General features: G+C 40.7%; 18 protein-coding genes. 9 read left to right on the top strand and 9 right to left on the bottom strand.

The genetic code is table 11. From position 1 onward, the window contains the following. The first annotated feature begins 114 nt into the window (after nt 1-114). Complete coding sequence (locus tag IQ294_RS09975) at nt 115-453, top strand: TipAS antibiotic-recognition domain-containing protein (protein ID WP_203333877.1); 339 nt, start codon at nt 115-117, stop codon at nt 451-453. Nucleotides 454-630: 177 nt separating this feature from the next. On the opposite strand, the gene IQ294_RS09970 is transcribed toward IQ294_RS09975, so the two are convergent. Next, the gene (locus tag IQ294_RS09970) at nt 631-1,518 is read right to left on the bottom strand and encodes a LysR family transcriptional regulator (RefSeq protein WP_203333876.1); all 888 of its coding nucleotides are present in this window, start codon (nt 1,516-1,518) and stop codon (nt 631-633) included. Nucleotides 1,519-1,630: 112 nt separating this feature from the next. Between IQ294_RS09970 and IQ294_RS09965 the strand changes: the two genes are divergently transcribed. The 5 genes from IQ294_RS09965 to IQ294_RS09945 all read left to right on the top strand — a co-directional run bounded on the left by IQ294_RS09965 (nt 1,631) and on the right by IQ294_RS09945 (nt 6,520). Continuing rightward, complete coding sequence (locus IQ294_RS09965) at nt 1,631-2,653, top strand: YeiH family protein (RefSeq protein WP_203333875.1); 1,023 nt, start codon at nt 1,631-1,633, stop codon at nt 2,651-2,653. 30 nt (nt 2,654-2,683) lie between these two features. After that, nucleotides 2,684-3,565, top strand: coding sequence for a DMT family transporter (locus tag IQ294_RS09960; RefSeq protein ID WP_203333874.1), 882 nt, complete (start codon nt 2,684-2,686; stop codon nt 3,563-3,565). A 27-nt stretch (nt 3,566-3,592) separates the two neighbouring features. Continuing rightward, nucleotides 3,593-4,774: a MalY/PatB family protein gene (locus IQ294_RS09955; protein WP_101802577.1), complete on the top strand. Its 1,182-nt coding sequence runs from the start codon at nt 3,593-3,595 to the stop codon at nt 4,772-4,774. Nucleotides 4,775-5,867: 1,093 nt separating this feature from the next. Then, a complete protein-coding gene (locus IQ294_RS09950) occupies nt 5,868-6,062 on the top strand; it encodes a helix-turn-helix transcriptional regulator (RefSeq protein WP_101805186.1) in 195 nt (64 codons plus the stop codon). Between the two features lie 2 nt (nt 6,063-6,064). Then, entirely contained in the window at nt 6,065-6,520 is a 456-nt protein-coding gene (locus tag IQ294_RS09945; protein WP_101805187.1) for a DUF3278 domain-containing protein, read from the top strand. Nucleotides 6,521-6,813: 293 nt separating this feature from the next. Here IQ294_RS09945 and IQ294_RS09940 read toward each other — a convergent pair whose 3' ends face one another. The 3 genes from IQ294_RS09940 to IQ294_RS09930 all read right to left on the bottom strand — a co-directional run bounded on the left by IQ294_RS09940 (nt 6,814) and on the right by IQ294_RS09930 (nt 9,419). Beyond that, nucleotides 6,814-7,509 carry a LuxR C-terminal-related transcriptional regulator gene (locus IQ294_RS09940; protein WP_203333873.1) on the bottom strand — a complete coding sequence of 232 codons (696 nt, stop codon included), beginning with the start codon at nt 7,507-7,509 and terminating at the stop codon, nt 6,814-6,816. A 332-nt stretch (nt 7,510-7,841) separates the two neighbouring features. Then, nucleotides 7,842-8,366 (bottom strand): lytic transglycosylase domain-containing protein, encoded by a 525-nt coding sequence (locus IQ294_RS09935; protein ID WP_238942770.1) that lies wholly within the window; start codon nt 8,364-8,366, stop codon nt 7,842-7,844. 345 nt (nt 8,367-8,711) lie between these two features. Continuing rightward, complete coding sequence (locus IQ294_RS09930) at nt 8,712-9,419, bottom strand: cytochrome c biogenesis CcdA family protein (RefSeq protein WP_203333872.1); 708 nt, start codon at nt 9,417-9,419, stop codon at nt 8,712-8,714. A gap of 418 nt (nt 9,420-9,837) precedes the next feature. Here IQ294_RS09930 and IQ294_RS09925 point away from each other — a divergent pair, with 418 nt between their 5' ends. Next, nucleotides 9,838-10,449, top strand: coding sequence for a CadD family cadmium resistance transporter (locus tag IQ294_RS09925; protein WP_203333908.1), 612 nt, complete (start codon nt 9,838-9,840; stop codon nt 10,447-10,449). 279 nt (nt 10,450-10,728) lie between these two features. Here the strand turns inward: IQ294_RS09925 and resA are convergent, their stop codons facing one another. From resA to IQ294_RS09900, 5 genes are all read right to left on the bottom strand, one after another. After that, entirely contained in the window at nt 10,729-11,265 is a 537-nt protein-coding gene (gene resA / locus IQ294_RS09920; RefSeq protein WP_203333871.1) for a thiol-disulfide oxidoreductase ResA, read from the bottom strand. A gap of 110 nt (nt 11,266-11,375) precedes the next feature. Next, the gene (locus IQ294_RS09915) at nt 11,376-11,816 is read right to left on the bottom strand and encodes a disulfide oxidoreductase (protein ID WP_203333870.1); all 441 of its coding nucleotides are present in this window, start codon (nt 11,814-11,816) and stop codon (nt 11,376-11,378) included. Then, nucleotides 11,816-12,502, bottom strand: a complete 687-nt coding sequence (locus tag IQ294_RS09910) for a DsbA family protein (protein WP_203333869.1) — start codon at nt 12,500-12,502, stop codon at nt 11,816-11,818. Before IQ294_RS09910 ends, IQ294_RS09915 begins: the two co-directional genes overlap by 1 nt. Before the next feature lie 28 nt (nt 12,503-12,530). Then, nucleotides 12,531-13,625: a copper resistance D family protein gene (locus IQ294_RS09905; RefSeq protein ID WP_203333868.1), complete on the bottom strand. Its 1,095-nt coding sequence runs from the start codon at nt 13,623-13,625 to the stop codon at nt 12,531-12,533. Further along, nucleotides 13,626-14,183 (bottom strand): copper resistance CopC family protein, encoded by a 558-nt coding sequence (locus tag IQ294_RS09900; protein WP_203333867.1) that lies wholly within the window; start codon nt 14,181-14,183, stop codon nt 13,626-13,628. A gap of 216 nt (nt 14,184-14,399) precedes the next feature. Here IQ294_RS09900 and IQ294_RS09895 point away from each other — a divergent pair, with 216 nt between their 5' ends. Together IQ294_RS09895 and IQ294_RS09890 are read left to right on the top strand one after the other, a co-directional pair. Further along, entirely contained in the window at nt 14,400-14,777 is a 378-nt protein-coding gene (locus IQ294_RS09895; protein WP_203333866.1) for an ArsR/SmtB family transcription factor, read from the top strand. Beyond that, on the top strand, nt 14,774-16,882 hold the full coding sequence (locus IQ294_RS09890; protein ID WP_203333865.1) for a heavy metal translocating P-type ATPase: 2,109 nt from the start codon (nt 14,774-14,776) through the stop codon (nt 16,880-16,882). The genes IQ294_RS09895 and IQ294_RS09890 overlap by 4 nt, the downstream gene beginning before the upstream one ends. Nucleotides 16,883-17,180: the final 298 nt, after the last annotated feature.

Genomic DNA, 17,180 nt, shown 5'->3' with positions numbered 1-17,180 from the left:
GAGATAGAGGTTCAGCAAAAACTAGTAGCCGAGTTGGAAAATGCGTTATAGGCTGCACGCAGCAATCGGACCCTCTCGATTTCAGAACTTACTAAATTAATGGAGGCGCTGAAAATGAATAAGGAAAAATACTTTTCGAAGCAGCAATTGGCTACCATGGAAAGCCGATATGAAAATGCCGACAAACAACTTTTAAAGCAGGCAGAGCAAGAATTTAACGGTCTTATCAAGGAAATTCGTTTGGAAAAAGAAAAAGGCGCTTCTCCTTCCGATGAAAAAGTACAAGGTTTAACGAAAAAATGGAATGACATCGTGAATGCCTTTTCCGAAGACGATAGGACTTTCCGCAAGCAAGCCGAACATTTCCACGCCGAAAACCCCGGTAACGAACTGCAATATGAAATAGATGGCGAGCTATACCAATTTATCAACCAAGCATTAAACCATAAGTGATTTTATATGAAAGGAAGAGGAAAAGCTGATAAGTTGGCTTTCCCTCTTCCTTTCTTGTAGTTGTTTTTAGAGAGCTGCCGATAATCCCTCATATATAAACTTAAGAAACATTTAGCAGCGGAGAATTCCTCTTCCACACATTTTCTGCTTTTTTCTTTTTCTTACATCATGATTTCTCTAAAACTCTTTGTTGCTTCTTAACAAATCTATGAAAACAGAAAATGCTTTGGTTTGAAACGGCGAGTTGGTAATAATGGCGAATTCCCTTAAATGCGGCATTCCTTTGACATCCAGCACTTTCAAATCAACGGATTTCAGTTCTTTTTGAATGGCCCACTCGGATAAAAGACTAATGCCGTCCCCTGCTTCAACCATTGTTTTAATGGATTGGTTACTGCTGAATTCCATGATATTTTCCGGGTGAAAGTTGTGCTGTTGGAAAACATTTTCTGCTGCCTCTCTTGTCCCGGAGCCATCTTCTCTTAAAATCCATGGCTGTGCTGCAAGTTGATCGATAGTGATTGCCTTCTTGCTTTGCGTCAAGGGGTTTTTTAGAGAGGCAAAGATCACCATTCGATCTTCTGCGAATATTTCTGTCTGAAGTTTTGGCTTTTCTTTAAACCGTCCTTCTACAATGCCGATATCCAATTGGTGATTTGCGACCATTTCAGCAATAACAGCCGTATTGGCGATTGTAACTGCGGCTTTAATATTTGGATAGCTGACCTTTAATTTAGCGATAATCCCCGGAAGAATATATTCCCCAAATGTATAGCTGGCGCCCACTGATAGCTTTCCAGCAGCCTGACTGCTCAAATCTTCCACCAGGTGTTGCATCTTCTCGTAAAGTTCTGTCATTTCTTTCGCATGATGATAAACGATTTCTCCTGCTTTATTCAACCGCACATATTTGTTCGTTCTCTCCAGAAGTTTCACTCCCATTTCAGTTTCGAGCGAACGGATATGCTGGCTGACAGCCGGCTGCGTCATGTGCAATTGCTTTGCGGCCTTAGAAAAATTTTGCTCTTCCACGACTTTAACAAACACTTCAAGCGCTTGATTCATAGTTATCCCCCCGAAAACATTTTCTACAATAAGTTTTACTTATTATTATACACTTAATTATTTATTTTACTTATATCATAATCCTTCTTATAATGACTGCAGAGGTGAACTTATGTCATCAATTAATTCTAAATTTCCCAACTCATCAAATATGAAAGCTTGGATAAGCGGTGTGTTTTTCACATTTCTTATAGCTCTTTCAGGTTACTTACTTGCGAAAATTCCTGGTTTTGATTACATCGGTCAAATGGCATGCGCCATTATCATAGCTGTCTTCTATCGGCAAGCTTTCGGATACCCTTCCAATATACGCACTGGAATAACTTTCTCCTCTAAGCATTTGCTGAGGACCGCGATTATTTTATATGGGCTGAAGCTTAACATCGATATTGTGCTGAGCGATGGCATCGGCTTATTGGTAAGAGACGCAGGAGTCATTGTGTTCGCTATCGTCGGAACAATCTTGCTCGCTAAACTCTTTAAGGCGGATAAAAATATATCCTTATTGCTGGGTGTAGGAACAGGTATATGTGGAGCCGCCGCAATTGCCGCCGTAGCTCCCATAATTAAAGCGAAAGATGAAGATACAGCTATCGGGGTTGGCATTATTGCGTTGATGGGAACAGTTTTCGCCATCTCCTACATCATCCTTCGGCCATTCTTGCCAATCGGCGATATCGAATATGGCATATGGACAGGAACGAGCTTGCACGAGGTAGCTCATGTAGCGTTGGCCGGCGCTCCAGCCGGAGAAGACGGATTGGCTATGGCTTTGCTCGCAAAGTTGGGTCGCGTCTTTCTTCTTGTACCAGTTTGCTTCATTTTCATTGTTCTCATGAAGCGAAAAAATAAGGGCTCGGAAGAAACAAACAGTAAGATTGAATTTCCCTGGTTTCTTCTTGGATTTATTGCAATGAGTATTCTTGGCAGCTATGTACTGGGTCCCGTCATTTCCATACCAAACTACTTCATGGAGTTTGTTTCTGTTTTAACGACTTGGCTGTTAACTGCTGCTATGGTAGGTTTGGGACTGAACGTAAGTTTACGGGATTTACGGGAACGTGCTATGCTTCCTTTAGCTGCAATGACCATCGTTTCTGTTGCATTATCGGTATTGACGTACTTCATAATTTAAGGAGGATAAAGTGAACCAGAAAACTTTTTTATGGCTTTTGTCACTATTCTTATTTGGGGTTCCACTTTCGCAGCAATCGGTTCCAGTTTAGAAGGAGGATATGAAGCCGGCCATTTAGTATTGGTCCGTTATCTTATCGCATCTTTACTATTTTTAATTTATGCTCTTCTCAACAGAAAACAGTTTAAAAAACCCACTAAAAATGACTTGTTGAAAATTATAATTTTGGGCTGGGTTGGGATCAGTGTATACCACATAGGCGTAACTTTTGGCATACAAACTATCCCTGCTGGAACTGCCGGCATGCTTATTGGTGCAGCGCCGATTTTCACAGCGGTTATTGCGATGCTTGTATTAAAAGAACGATTAACCGTATTAGGATGGGTTGGCTTGGGAGTGGGCTTTGTCGGCATAGTTTTAATCGCTGTCGGTTCCAGTGGATCATCCTTTTCTTTAGCCAGCGGAGCCTTATTTGTATTAGGCGCCGCCATAGCAACTTCTATTTTCTTTGTATTTCAAAAGCCATTGCTTAAAAGATATAACCCGATTGAACTTACCGCCTATTTTACATGGGCAGGAACGCTTCCCTTTTTCATATTCTCGCCTGGCCTGTTGGATACGCTCCAACAATCTACTGATGAAGCGCATCTATCCGCTATATACGTGGGTGTCTTTCCAGCTTGTATTGCTTATGTAACTTGGGCAAAGGCCCTTTCTTCCGGAAATGCCAGTGCGGTAGCGAGTATGATGTACTTGGAACCCGCCATTGCTATAGCTGTTGCATGGGTTTGGTTAAAAGAATGGCCTGAAACTCTTTCAATTACAGGTGGAAACGTTGCTCTTGCTGGGGTTATTATTATCAATGCGCTGGGAAGAAATAAAGCTGGCAGTAAACTCGGATTAAATGAGTAAAATTGAATTTTAAAGAGGAAAGATAAAATGAATTCATTTGAAGAAATATATGACCGTAAAAATAGCCGATCCGTCAAATGGGATGCAATGGGCGAAATTTATAATTTAGATGAGACTTCTGATGTTTTGCCTATGTGGATCGCTGATATGGATTTTCCTGCTCCTTCACAAGTTCTAATGGCTTTACAAAAAAGACTCGATCACTCTATTTTTGGTTATTCTCTTATGTGCGATGAGTGCCGGGAAGCCGTCATCAACTGGCAAGCTAAACGAAATGATTGGCAAATCAACCCTGAATGGCTACTGTTCCATCACGGCATCATTCCGGCTATCGCCTCAATCATCGAGACTTATACAGAGAAAGACGACAAAATATTAGTCACGCCACCTGTCTATCCTCCATTTTTTCAATTAGCCCAAAATCAGGACAGGAAAGTGCTGTATTCGAATCTTGTCGAACAAGACGGTCACTATACCATCGATTTCACAGACTTTGAGGAGAAATTAAAAGAATCCTCTCTTTTCATTCTTTGTAATCCGCATAACCCCGGAGGCAGAGTCTGGTCGATTGAAGAATTGCAGAAAGTCATCAAACTTTGCAGCAAATACGATGTCCTCATTATTTCAGATGAAATTCATGGAGATTTAATTGTTGGTCCCGAACGGTATACCCCTTTAGCTAAAATTGCTGGAGAAGAAAGCAATCGGATCTTCACTTGCCTCGCCCCTACCAAAACATTTAACCTGGCAGGCATCCAAGTTGCTGCCGTTGTGGCAACCGACAAAGAAAAACGCTTAAAACTGGAAAAACATGCATTAGCTCATGGTTCTGGCATGCTGAACTCTTTTGCTTCAACTGCATTAATTGCAGCATATAACGAAAGTGAATCCTGGCTCGAACAAATGCTGTCAGTAATTTCCGGAAACATGGATTACGCCATTAAAGAATTAAAGCGTCAAGTTCCTGGAATTGAAGTCACAAAACCTCAAGCGACTTATTTGTTATGGATCAATTATCGGTCTTTGCATTTATCGGAGAAAGAAGTAATGGATCTTCTGCTTACGCACGGAAAAGTTGCTTTGGAACCTGGCAGTAAATACGGAGAAGCCGGATTGGGATACCTCCGTTTAAATGTTGCCTGCCCCCGTCCAATTTTGGAAGATGGCGTGAACAGAATAGCATTCGCATTAACCAAAGAGAAAAAATAAATGATGGAAACGAAAGAAGATGTGCTTTGAACAACCAGTGCTTGTACCCAGTCAATGCTCTAAAACCTATTGAAACTGGAACTGCAAGATTCGCGGGATTAAAATGTAGGATAATATAGAGAATGCATTGTAAATTTTTTAAGAAAAATAGAGGATGGAAGGCTTGTTCAAGCTATCCATCCTCTTATTGATATTTTAAACTCCTATAATAAAAGTATTTGTTATTTACGAACTTCCGATAACTCTTGGTATGTAAACCTGGAGCCATTAGTAAAGAAATAACTTTAAATTCCCCTACTTTTCTAGTAATGGCAACAACATTCAATACGAAATCTTTCTGATCAATAAATTTTGCTATGAGTACAATTGAGACTTTTATCATTTAGTGCCTTTTCTTTGTTTTAGTATAGAGTGTTTACATTATTCAAAAAAGGGAATTTTTAGTATAAAGAGTTATGAGAAAGGAGATTCCCATGTTTGAGTCAAGTATAGAGGTAGGAATTGTGCTGTTTCTATTTATTTACTCTGTCGTTGTTTCTTTTATGTTGCTGTCTCAGAAAAGAAAAAAATCTACTCATTGATGAACTGAGCTCCATTTAATGGACAATCTAATAAAAGGATAGCTTAAGTTGGATTGAGATAAGATGATTTCGATGTTTTGCGGAGTCATCTTTTTTAAATTCCATTGTTTACAAACCTCCGTTGTAACAATCCATGTAGTCATCCACAAGTCCCTTCAATTTAAATTATTAATTGTCTATTTAAAATCGATATCATTTGTAATTCGAACTTGAATAGTGAACTGCTGGAATAAGTGCAAAGTAAACCACTTCTCTATAGAAGTAACCGTTCGTAAAAGTACACTTTTGCAGACAAAAGGGGAAAAGCATTGCTGATTAGCAGCGCTCTCCCCCTTTGTAGGTTGCTATTAAAATAATTACTACTTCTGATAATCCCTCATATGTAAACCGTTCTTCACTCAATTTCCATCTTCGATTAAATAAAAAGGCTATAAGAAGTTGACATCTTCCAGATATAATGTAATATATAAATTGCATATGTTAGATATATATTGCAAAGAGCAGGTGGATCAATGAAAAATAATGTGAAAATAACTCGGATGAAACTATCCATCACTCAAGAACAGTTAGCCAACAGAGTTGGAGCAACAAGGCAAACAATCGGATTAATTGAAAAAGGACAATATAACCCCAGCCTTCATCTTTGTGTGTCTATCGCAAAAGAACTGGGCAAAACCTTGGACGAATTATTTTGGGAGGTCGAGTAATCATGAAATCTTGGATATCCTTTTTATTACCAGATGACGAATACAAAGAGAAAAAGTTGTTGCATTTCCTCTCGGAAGGGGCAATCATCCTTTTCTTATCCCTTCTTGTCACACTCATTAGCAGCAGGTTCATTAACTTTGACACAGAAACAGTTCTCTTTCTGCACGTTGTTCTGTTCGTGATTTACGTTTTAGGAAGATATATCATATCGGGCATCGAATTTACGAATATTGCAACTGAACAGGAATATAAAAAAGAATTAAAAGTGATTGTTGTGAAATCAGCCGGATTTACGGCTATGTTTATTTTAGTATATCCATTTATAAGTGGGTTGCCAGCCAGTATCAGTGAATGGCTTGGAACTTTAGGTTTCTCAACATTGGCAGGATTGATGATGTTTTTCATTAATTTCATTTCTTTGAAGCGTTCCTATAACAGAAACAAGGAATTGATGTAAATCGGAGCGTTAGATAAAAAAGGAAGGGACTGTCCCTGAGAGTCATAATTTTCATGACCTTTTGGAGCAGTCCCTTTTTGTTTTAGTTATATGAGATACAACTGATTACTTCCGATAACATCATGATATGTAAACTAAAAATTCCAACCAAAGATATTTAAGACTTCTAAATTATCTGCATTTCGAATATCGCTTTTTTAGAAACAATTGGAAATTTACTAATCTATTAGTACTGCATAAGCATTAATTTTTTCAAAGCTCATATCATTTGAATTCCTGACTAATAAAAACAGTTATTTCAGTTCTATCCATCCATTCTTTATCGCCGTTACAACTGCTTGTGTCCGATCATGAACGTCCATCTTTCGTAAGATAGCAGAAACATGACCTTTTACCGTCTTCTCGTTAATCTCTAAAACTTTACTTAAGTTTTTGTTGCTATAACCTTCTGCTAATAATTGTAATACCTCCGTTTCACGGCGGGTAAGGAGATGATATGGTCGCATGACAGCTTTCTGATAAAATTTTCCATCACTTTCTCTTTTCTTCAATTGCCTGAATTCGGATATAAAATCCCCTGTTAACTCCGGATGTAAATAGACTTCCCCCCTAAAAACCGTTTTAATCGCATCCACAATAGCAGGAACATCCATTTTCTTTAACATGTATCCGGAGGCACCCTTTTTAAGGACTAAGGACACGAAATAAGAATCGACCGTACTAGTAAAAATAAGCACCTTCGAGTGAGGCTGCACGGTAGTGAGTTCCTCTAACGTATCGATGCCACTTTTTTTATGAAAATCTACATCCATGATCACGACGTGGGGAAGATATTTCTGATATAAAAACTTAAGTTGCTCTTCCGTGTCTCCTTCTGCCAACACTTGAAACTCCATATCCCTTTCTAATTCCCTTTTTAGCCCTTCACGAAAAAGAGAATTTTCATCAATGAGCAACAAATTAATTGTACGAACTCTATTTGGAGCCATTGTTCACCTCTATTCCTTAAATCTAGATGAGTACTCGTGTTTGAAATAGCATTTATTTAACTTCAACGGTATTTTAACATCCCCCAAAAAACACTATCTGCAAAGAATAAACTTCGTATCGAATAATACTTAATTGCCAATAAACCGGCTTTTTATACTTCCCTTTTTATCGAAGTGAGTTTTTCCATTTTAAAAAAGAATTCTTCGCACAGAACCGTTTTTTCAGGATAGATACTTAAATTTGAACATTCGAGAGTTACGCTAATTTTAAGAACTGAAAAAACTGAAATCCATATTTACCCGGCGTTGCGCTAAACGAGTCACGAAACTTTTTATTCGTCCCGATATTGTTCTTCGTATTTATTGTAGTAGAATAATACGTCTTTGACATACTCATCGCTATGGTTATAAGTCAAAATAGCCTGTTCCAAATCACCTTCTGATGCCCCATGCTGGGATAAATAATTTGCTGCACTGTATAAAGCATCTTGTAAATCGTAAGGATCCGCTACCCCGTCATTATTGCCATCTACACCGTATCCTCCGTATTTACGAATTGCTGCAGGATCTGTTTTTTCGCTTTCGTCAATATCGCCTTTTCCAAGATCCGTACAAGTCGGGTGGCTCCAGCCAACAAATGTACACGGCATAAATTGCATATGCCCTTCTGCACCTGCTGGTGATGTAAGAGGATCCATCGTAGAGAATTTTGTTTCCACACGATGATGGGCAGCCAATAAGGTCCACGGGATATCGTATGCACTTGCCGCTTTTTGGTAGAGTGGAATGTTTTCTTCTGGCATCTTCGGTTCGAACATCTGCTGGGCGAATTTTTTTACTGGATTTTCACTTACCAGGTTAAAAGCGATAACTAGTGCAACGATAGCGAATACTATTGCGATTGCTCCAATTGTTTTTAAAACACCACCCCGTTTATTCGTCTCCTCATTCGATTGCCTTCTGTTTTTTGTTTTAATTCTCCCCAAACCTGACACCACATTTTCGCTTAGTCTACTCACCAACTAAAAATTCTTCTTTTACATCTTTTGTGCGCCTTCATTCTTACAAAGACTACATAACGTCGTTCGGCCGGGCAATTGAACCGGCCATATGGAGTAAGGTGCTTCTCCTAACTGTCAAACGATTTTTCTTTTAGTGACCCAAGCAAAAGCTCTCCATTTTCAAGTTAGCGTCCACCAATTTTAAAATCCTGTGAATCCACCTGTAAATTGCGATAAAAAGGCAATAATTTCTGTCATCATATCAAAATACAATAAAATACCCATGACAATCATCAAGGCTCCGCCCACTGACATGAAAAGAGCACTCTTCTTTTTCAAGAAACTCATCTTTTCTATGAATAATGACATCAAGAGAAAAGGAATGGAGAAACCCAAAACGTAAAACAGCATGTACAGGAGACCCCGGTCCGGATCTGCTACCCCGAGCGCAATCACGCCCGCGAGTATGGGGCCGGTACATGGCGTCCATCCAGCCGCAAAACCGATGCCGATGAGGACCGAACCGGCGTATCCGGAGGGCCTCTTCTGAAAGTGAATTTTCTTATCTGAAAGCAGGAAATCAAATTTCAAAACGCCTGTTAGGACCAACCCGAAGAATACCATTAAAATGGCACCAAGCTGACGTAAAAGGACTTGATATTCCAAGAAAAAATTTCCGATCAGCGACGTTGACAAGCCCAACGCTAAAAAGATGATCGAAAACCCGATCAGAAATAAAATTGTGTGGATCAACGCGGTGCTTCTCATCATTCCCTTGCCCTCTTTTAGTTCATTGACCGAAACTCCGGTAATATAGGACAGGAAGGCCGGATATAACGGCAATGCACAAGGCGAGAGGAACGATAATAGTCCAGCACCGAACGCCAACAGTAAACTTACTTCAGCCATAGAATGATCTCCTTTTTGATGAATTTCAATTGTTCGGCCAAACTAGCTGTACCAAATACCTTTTTTTCAAAAAGGTAATGTGATCATTAATTAGGGCAACTATATTAATCCGTTCTTTCCACTCTTACTTCTTCGCAAAGGGCCTCGTTTAAATTTTGTAGTAAAAAATAACCCAGTCTGCAGTAACCCCGCTACACGTCTTTCATCTGCCAGTTGAATAAAGTTTGACAGAGTCAAATTCGCTGGATTCTATTTGCGCTCAGCACTCATTCATCCTAACAAACCTATCTCCACATTAAAACAATCATTTGAACGTATAATTGACAATTTAACGAAAACTTTATAAACTCGCTTTAACCCAGCCCTTTTTCGACTATTCTTATAACCATAAAGCTAATTTGCAAAGGAGCCGATATATCTGATTACCACAATTTTTTCTGCTGTTGCAGCGTACATTGCCACAAGTATTGATTATGTCATCATTTTACTTATCCTTTTTTCTCGAACGATGAAAAAAGGACAGTTAAAGTCCATTGTCATTGGGCAGTATTTGGGGACAGCCATATTGGTGGGTGCCAGTCTATTGGCCGCATACGGTCTTACCTTCGTGCCTGGACACTGGGTTGGCCTGCTAGGTCTTATCCCGATTTATCTGGGATTGCGAGTCTGGAAAAAAGAAAAGGAAGAAAATGAAGAAGATCTTCTATCCCGCTTGTCTTCCGGCAAACCCGAGCGCTTATCTATAACCATCACCGCCATTACACTCGCTGCCGGCGGCGATAACATCGGTGTCTACATACCATACTTTTCAACCTTGAATCTGAGTGAAACCATTGTGATGCTGGTTGTCTTTGCCATTATGACAGCTGTTTTGTGCTACCTCAGTTACCGCTTGGCATCCGTTAAATCAATTTCTAAAACGATTGAAAAATGGGAACGCTGGATAGTGCCGATTGTCTTTATCGGACTGGGTATCTTGATTCTGGTGGAAAATGGGACACTTCGTTTTCTTTGGAGTTTAATGAATTAAAAAATCCCCTGAAGAAAAGAATTAAAGTGAAGATCGCCTGTAAGCGAAGTCAAAAAATGAGAAAAAATCGCTGTAAAGTGAGAGAGTCGACTCGAGGGGCAAAAAAATAGTAGGTGATCTATAACTATGAAAGTGATTACTCCTTCTTGAAAGCACTACATAGAAAGGGGTAATTTCTATATTTTCCAAAAAATATAAAGGAACAGAAAATTGAACCAATTTTCTGCTCCTTTCGATGTATGATCTTAAACTGCTGAAAAAGCTGCTTTGTCCTTCGAATCAACCCGGTTTGATTTGCTCCATATAGCTTATAATATCTTCTTCAGACATTTCGCCTGTAATGATTTTCACGATGTTACCTTCTGGATTGACCAGTATGGTGGTGGGGAGAGGCCGGATGTTGTAAGTATTCATAACACTTTTGTCTTTGTCGATGACAATCGGAAATGTTAAGTTTTTCTGTTCGGCATATTGTTCTACTTCATAATCCGACTGGGCAATATTAACAGCCAAAATTTGCACACCCTGGTCTTTGTAGACTTGATACTGCTCTTCCATCAAGGGAAACTCTTTTTCACACGGTTTGCACCACGTCCCCCAAAAGTTCACGAACACCCCTTGTCCTTTGTATTCAGACAACTGATGCCGTTCGCCATTCAAATCAGTCAGGGCAAAGTCTGGTGCCTCATCTCCAACTTTCAATAAGTCACTTTTCTCTTGTGTTACCCCATTATAAATGGTGAAAATGATAGCCCCTGCCATGACAATTAAAATAGTGGTCCTCAATATCAATCGATTCTTCTTTTTCGCTGCCATTAACTGTAACCTCCTTCTTCATAACTGAATTGCAGATCTCCTTAAACTAACTCCTCAAAAAGAGTGTCTTGAATCCGGATTTGTTGTACCGATGATCTTTTAATAATAGATCAACGATCCTTCGTCTTAAATGTAATTATCAGCATCGCAATGGAAATCAACAGGAAAGCTGTAAATGCCAAAAAGGGAATGGTAATGAATCCCAGCCAATTGATATACTCCGAACTGCAAGGTACACCGTTTACACAAGGTTTAATCCCTCCAAATCCCGGAACTTTCTGCTCCAGGTAATGCAAGATAGAGATACTTCCCCCTAAAAGAGACAAAGGCAATACATAACGAGGGACCATCAGGTCATTTTTGAATGTCGCCATGCCTAAAATCAGAACCAATGGATACATGGAAATCCGTTGATACCAACAAAGTTCACATGGTATAAAACCTTTAATTTCACTAAAGTACAGACTGCCAAGCATTGCGATGAGCGAGACAAACCATGCCCCGTAAAGCAACAGGCTACTTATTCGAGATTCCGTCTTTGTTTCTTCCATTATTCTTCACCTGCCAATTCCTGTTCAATTAGGGCTTTAATTGCGTCGTAATCGAACGGATCTTCTAGCGTCTTCCCATTGATGACAATGGTAGGCGTTTGGGAAACACCGGCTTCTTCCACCAATGCTTCATCCGTTTCGAGTGCTTCTTGCTGTGCCACTTGCTCTATGTCTCCCTGCAATTGTGATTGATCTATGGCAGGTAATGCAGATGCCACTTCCAATACTTTTTCCGGTGTAATCCAAGCGGCGTCATGATCTACAACCGGTTGTGCCGCAAACAGTGCTTTGTGGAAATCCCAATATGCTTCCGGACTATGCTCGAGAACAGATTCCGCAGCCAAAGCGCCTAAAATCGATTCGTTTCCGTGAAAGAAGACGTTGATATAAGCGAATTCCACTTCTCCTGTATTGACGAAGTCCTCGACCAATTGAGGGTAAATCATTTCTCCCCAAGCTTTACAAGATGGACATTTAAAGTCACCAAATTCGACAACCGTCACAGGCGCATCACTTTCACCCAGAGTCGGCTGACCGGTTATATCCGTTTGTGCTGTTTCCACAACCGGCGTTTCTTGCTGATTCATTACAACTACGATGACCGCAACAAGACCAAAAATCAAAACGGTAGCTAAAACCGCCCACTTCATTCCTTCGTTAGTGTTGCGCTTACTTTTCTTTTCCATTGTCATCCTCTTTTCTGTAATTGATTGATTATCCAATGCTTGTCATTAATCCGGCATAAATCGCTAAGACACAGAATATCCCCATTAATACCGAGAGATAAGCAGGTGCCTTCTGCTTGAAGCAGAAAACGACAAGAACGCCGAAAGCGCACCCCAGCACCATAAACAAAAGACCCAGCAAATTAAAATCAAATTGCAGCTGCATGGCAGGAAAAATCTCCCCGGCATAAAAATAGTTAAAAATTTCGGAGACCCCTGTTCCTCTCAAGTAAGCTTCAATGGAATGAGGAGGTTCTTGCTGACCCAATATACCAGTGGCCGCAAAAATAAGAAGCAGGACCACACTTTCTGCTTTTGCCCACGGAATTGGATTGATCATATCTCCACACTGCAACTTACGTCTGATCAGAATGCCATTAATATACGCAAACAGCAACAATGGGAGGATAATCAAATGCTTAATCAAAATTGTTTGACCGTAAGGCATCAACCAGGCATTCTGGTAGTCCTCCACCTCAACAGCCAATGTCATAATGAAAAGTCCAGTGGCGCTGATGGTTGCCAGGCAAAAGAGAGCGACCGGCGTAAACCACTTGAGAAACGGCAGCCAGTTCTGGGACGAAATTGAAAACCAACTCACCATAAGCAATATTCCCACCCAAATAGTTGCTGCGGTAAAGTGCACAGTATGAAAAACAAAGCCACTCCAGTCCGTCAAGGAAGCGGCATGGCTTGCCCACCCTAAGCACAGCAGCAGCATGAAAGTGAAAAGAAGCGAGATTCCGATCAGCACCTTGCTTTTAAAGACAGGAGCAATAGAAACAAAAAGATAGAAGAAGATTGAAATAATCAGCGTTATCGACCAAGCTTGTCCTACTTCGAACTCTCCGAGGACATTTTGTATGGTCAGTATAAGTCCAACGTCTTCGTATAAAAACAAAATCAAACGAATGACAGGTGCCGCTGATAAGAGAGCGATTCCCAAAATGGAAAGTTGCAGAACACGCTTGCTGACTTTCACCTCCGGTTTTCGGCGGCTAGGAATCAGATGGATCAGCAACGAACCCATTAAGAGTGAAAAACAAAGATAAAGCAGCATCTCCGTCGTGTAAATCCAAATCATTTAGTCCCCTCTTCTCTTCACTACCCAAATAAGGGTTCCAACAGCAATTACTGCCAGTATCATTAACACGATTACCATAACATATGGTGCGTTGGAAGATTCTTCTTGATCCGGTTGCTGTCCTTCAAGCAGAGATCCTGTTTCCTGTTCCGAATCTTCGGATACAGAACCGTTTGTTTCTTCATCCTCTGCTGAGGAAACCAGTTCTTCTTCCTTCTTCACCGTAAAGGCATATGTCCCTTCAATCGGATGTCCGTCGGCTCCAATTATTTTCCAGTTGACGGTATACTCACCATCTGCCATGGAAGACCCCGGTGTCCCAATCATTTTTTGTTCTTCAAGTGCAATGCCAAAAGGAATTTCCTCTCCTTCAGTATTTTCTACAGTAAAAGAGCTCGTTTTCTCCAAGTCCGTATTGAATTTCAGGACAATTTCCTGAGGTTCCTCAGCTACTGTCTCTCCATTAGCTGGTGAACTTTCTTCCAAGGCCGTGTGGGCGGAAACGACAGCAGATGACCACAATAAAATAACTAGCGTTAATAACAAACTTTTCTGCATTGTAGTACTCCTCTCTTTATTCCTCTCTTTATGATTGCCTAATTGAAAAATAATGTAATGAGTATTCATTCAGTGTTGCCGGTAATTTTATACCTTGTTCATTTTATCAAGTATTCGTTAACATTAAAACAATGATTTGAATATTAGAATTGACAAAGCAATGAATTTTTTCTAAACTGATTATAATCAAACGAACATTTGAATGAGGTGGAAATGATGGAAGAAATAGAAACTAGTAAAAAGCACGATGCTTGCCAGACCTTTTGTTATGACGAAGAAGTAATTGAACGAGTTCAGCCCAAGCTCGTCGGTATCCGCGGGGCAGAATTGATTTTCAAGGCCCTTTCAGATGCAACGCGCTTAAAAATCGCCTATGCGCTAACACTGGAACCCGAACTTTGTGTGTGTGATGTAGCGAATATCCTGGGAACGACTACCGCTACCGCTTCACATCATCTCCGCTATTTGCGGAATATGGGATTGGCGGACTATGAGAAGAGAGGCAAGCTGGTCTTTTACTCACTAACGGACGACCATGTGCACCAGCTTGTCCGAATTGCATGTGAACATGCTGAGGAGGATCGGTACAAATGAGTGAAAATCAAAATGTTTATCAACTGCAAAACTTGTCTTGCACAAATTGTGCTGCTAAATTCGAAAAGAATATCCGTGAAATTCCTACGGTCGAAGATGTAAAACTAAACTTTGGCGCTTCGAAAATTACGGTCGCTGGTGAAGCTTCAATAGCACAATTGGAACAAGCGGGATCTTTTGACGGTATTCGGGTGTATCCGGAAAAGCAGCGAGTTATCGATAAAAAAGAGCCTTTTTGGAAAAAGAGGGAAAACCAAACAACAATGATTTCGTTTCTTTTTCTTATATTCGGGTACATTTCTTCCACCCAGGTTGGCGAAGAGCATGCAATGACCATCGGGCTTTTCGCTTTGGCGATTCTCATTGGGGGTTTCAGCCTTTTTAAAGAAGGATTAAGAAATCTGGTGAAACTGCAATTCGATATGGCGACTTTAATGACCGTTGCCGTTATCGGTGCAGCCGTTATCGGTGAGTGGGGTGAAGGTGCAGTTGTCGTCTTCCTGTTTGCAATCAGCGAGGCATTGGAAACGTATTCGATGGACAAGGCGCGAAACTCCATCCGGTCACTCATGGACATTGCACCCAATACAGCCATCATTAAACGTGGATCGCAAGAGTTGGAAGTTGATGTGGACGACATTCAAATCGGTGACATCATGGTCATTAAACCCGGTCAAAAACTGGCTATGGATGGAGAAGTGGTCAAAGGTGCTTCGTCAATCAATCAAGCGGCCATCACCGGGGAGTCCGTTCCTGTCCATAAAGCAGTCGGCGATGAAGTGTTCGCCGGCACGCTCAATGAAGAAGGCGCTTTGGAAGTACGGGTGACGAAAAGATCTGAAGATACTACAATCGCCAAGATTATTCATTTAGTGGAGGAAGCGCAGGCAGAACGTGCACCTTCCCAGCAATTTGTAGATAAATTCGCCAAATATTATACACCTGCTATACTTGTAATTTCCTTGTTGGTTGCCGTGCTCCCTCCTCTTCTTTTTGGAGGCGAATGGAGTGAATGGGTTTACCGCGGACTTGCGGTGTTGGTGGTAGGCTGCCCTTGTGCCTTGGTCATTTCGACTCCTGTCGCCATTGTGACAGCAATCGGAAATGCTGCAAGAAATGGTGTTTTGATCAAAGGCGGCATTCATTTGGAAGAAACCGGCCGTTTAAATGTCATTGCTTTCGATAAAACCGGGACACTTACACAAGGAACACCTGAAGTCACTGACATCATCTCTTTGTCGGATATGAGTGTTGATGAAGTTTTGGAAACCGCAGCATCTATCGAAAAATTGTCTCAGCACCCCTTAGCTTCTGCTATCTTGCGCAAAGCAGAAAATTCCAATATCAATTTAACCGAAGTGGAGAATTTCCAATCAATTACCGGAAAAGGTGCAAAAGCAGAGATTCATAATCAAACTTACTATATCGGCAGCCCGAATCTTTTTGCAGAAACCTTGAAGATGTCCAGTGATATCCAAAAAGAAGTGGAAGCTCTTCAGGCTGTCGGCAAAACAGTTATGCTATTAGGATCAAGCGATGAAGTCAAAGGCTATATTGCAGTAGCAGACCAAATCCGACCAAGCAGTTCCACCATCATCCAAAAACTGTATGACTTAGGTATTCAAAAGACAATCATGTTGACAGGCGACAATCAACTTGCCGCAAATGCCATCGGAAATCAACTCAATATAAGCGAAGTCCAATCAGATTTGATGCCCGAAGATAAACTGGCAACCATCAAATCTCTTCGTGAAAAGTTCGGCAAGGTCGCTATGGTTGGCGATGGAGTAAATGACGCACCGGCATTAGCAAGCTCTACGGTGGGTATTGCCATGGGCGGTGCAGGCACCGATACGGCACTTGAAACGGCTGATATTGCCCTAATGGCAGATGATTTGGACAAGTTGCCTTACACGATTGGTCTAAGCAGAAAAACATTGACGATTATTTACCAAAACGTTGCGTTTGCATTAGGTTTAAAAGTACTGGCCTTATTGCTGATCATTCCAGGCTGGTTGACCCTTTGGATGGCCATTTTTGCAGATATGGGAGCTACATTAATCGTCGTGCTCAATTCCCTGCGTCTGATGAAAAGCAAGTATTAATGAGAAGTAAAACTTTGAGATGCACAATAACATGAACGAAAAGCCGCTGATTCGAGTACAGAATCGGCGGCCTTTTATATTTTCAGCAAAGAACTTAGAGTAAACTTTCCCATATTGGTACTCCCCAACTTAAACTCACTTCACCTTATGAAAAGACCCCTTTCCTTTCAACAGAAGCGACATTAGCATTGGCATTGTCTTTCAATTTTCCGAAGATTTTAAAGCTTGAATTGAGTGGGTTCGTTTTTATTTATAGCTACTACCTTTGTTGCTACAAGAGCGTTTATGGCATTCTAAA

Origin of the sequence: Planococcus beigongshangi, from assembly GCF_016820495.1 — a bacterium.
Taxonomy (GTDB): domain Bacteria; phylum Bacillota; class Bacilli; order Bacillales_A; family Planococcaceae; genus Planococcus; species Planococcus beigongshangi.
Note: the sequence above shows the minus strand (reverse complement) of the source record. Positions and strands in the feature narration are given on the sequence as shown.

What these genes read in the sequence shown, in the direction of transcription:
- IQ294_RS09975 (WP_203333877.1), top strand. Translation starts at nt 115, where the DNA reads ATGAATAAGGAAAAATACTTTTCGAAGCAGCAATTGGCTACCATGGAA.
- IQ294_RS09970 (WP_203333876.1), bottom strand. Translation starts at nt 1,518, where the DNA reads ATGAATCAAGCGCTTGAAGTGTTTGTTAAAGTCGTGGAAGAGCAAAAT.
- IQ294_RS09965 (WP_203333875.1), top strand. Translation starts at nt 1,631, where the DNA reads ATGTCATCAATTAATTCTAAATTTCCCAACTCATCAAATATGAAAGCT.
- IQ294_RS09960 (WP_203333874.1), top strand. Translation starts at nt 2,684, where the DNA reads ATGGCTTTTGTCACTATTCTTATTTGGGGTTCCACTTTCGCAGCAATC.
- IQ294_RS09955 (WP_101802577.1), top strand. Translation starts at nt 3,593, where the DNA reads ATGAATTCATTTGAAGAAATATATGACCGTAAAAATAGCCGATCCGTC.
- IQ294_RS09950 (WP_101805186.1), top strand. Translation starts at nt 5,868, where the DNA reads ATGAAAAATAATGTGAAAATAACTCGGATGAAACTATCCATCACTCAA.
- IQ294_RS09945 (WP_101805187.1), top strand. Translation starts at nt 6,065, where the DNA reads ATGAAATCTTGGATATCCTTTTTATTACCAGATGACGAATACAAAGAG.
- IQ294_RS09940 (WP_203333873.1), bottom strand. Translation starts at nt 7,509, where the DNA reads ATGGCTCCAAATAGAGTTCGTACAATTAATTTGTTGCTCATTGATGAA.
- IQ294_RS09930 (WP_203333872.1), bottom strand. Translation starts at nt 9,419, where the DNA reads ATGGCTGAAGTAAGTTTACTGTTGGCGTTCGGTGCTGGACTATTATCG.
- resA (WP_203333871.1), bottom strand. Translation starts at nt 11,265, where the DNA reads ATGGCAGCGAAAAAGAAGAATCGATTGATATTGAGGACCACTATTTTA.
- IQ294_RS09915 (WP_203333870.1), bottom strand. Translation starts at nt 11,816, where the DNA reads ATGGAAGAAACAAAGACGGAATCTCGAATAAGTAGCCTGTTGCTTTAC.
- IQ294_RS09910 (WP_203333869.1), bottom strand. Translation starts at nt 12,502, where the DNA reads ATGGAAAAGAAAAGTAAGCGCAACACTAACGAAGGAATGAAGTGGGCG.
- IQ294_RS09905 (WP_203333868.1), bottom strand. Translation starts at nt 13,625, where the DNA reads ATGATTTGGATTTACACGACGGAGATGCTGCTTTATCTTTGTTTTTCA.
- IQ294_RS09900 (WP_203333867.1), bottom strand. Translation starts at nt 14,183, where the DNA reads ATGCAGAAAAGTTTGTTATTAACGCTAGTTATTTTATTGTGGTCATCT.
- IQ294_RS09895 (WP_203333866.1), top strand. Translation starts at nt 14,400, where the DNA reads ATGGAAGAAATAGAAACTAGTAAAAAGCACGATGCTTGCCAGACCTTT.
- IQ294_RS09890 (WP_203333865.1), top strand. Translation starts at nt 14,774, where the DNA reads ATGAGTGAAAATCAAAATGTTTATCAACTGCAAAACTTGTCTTGCACA.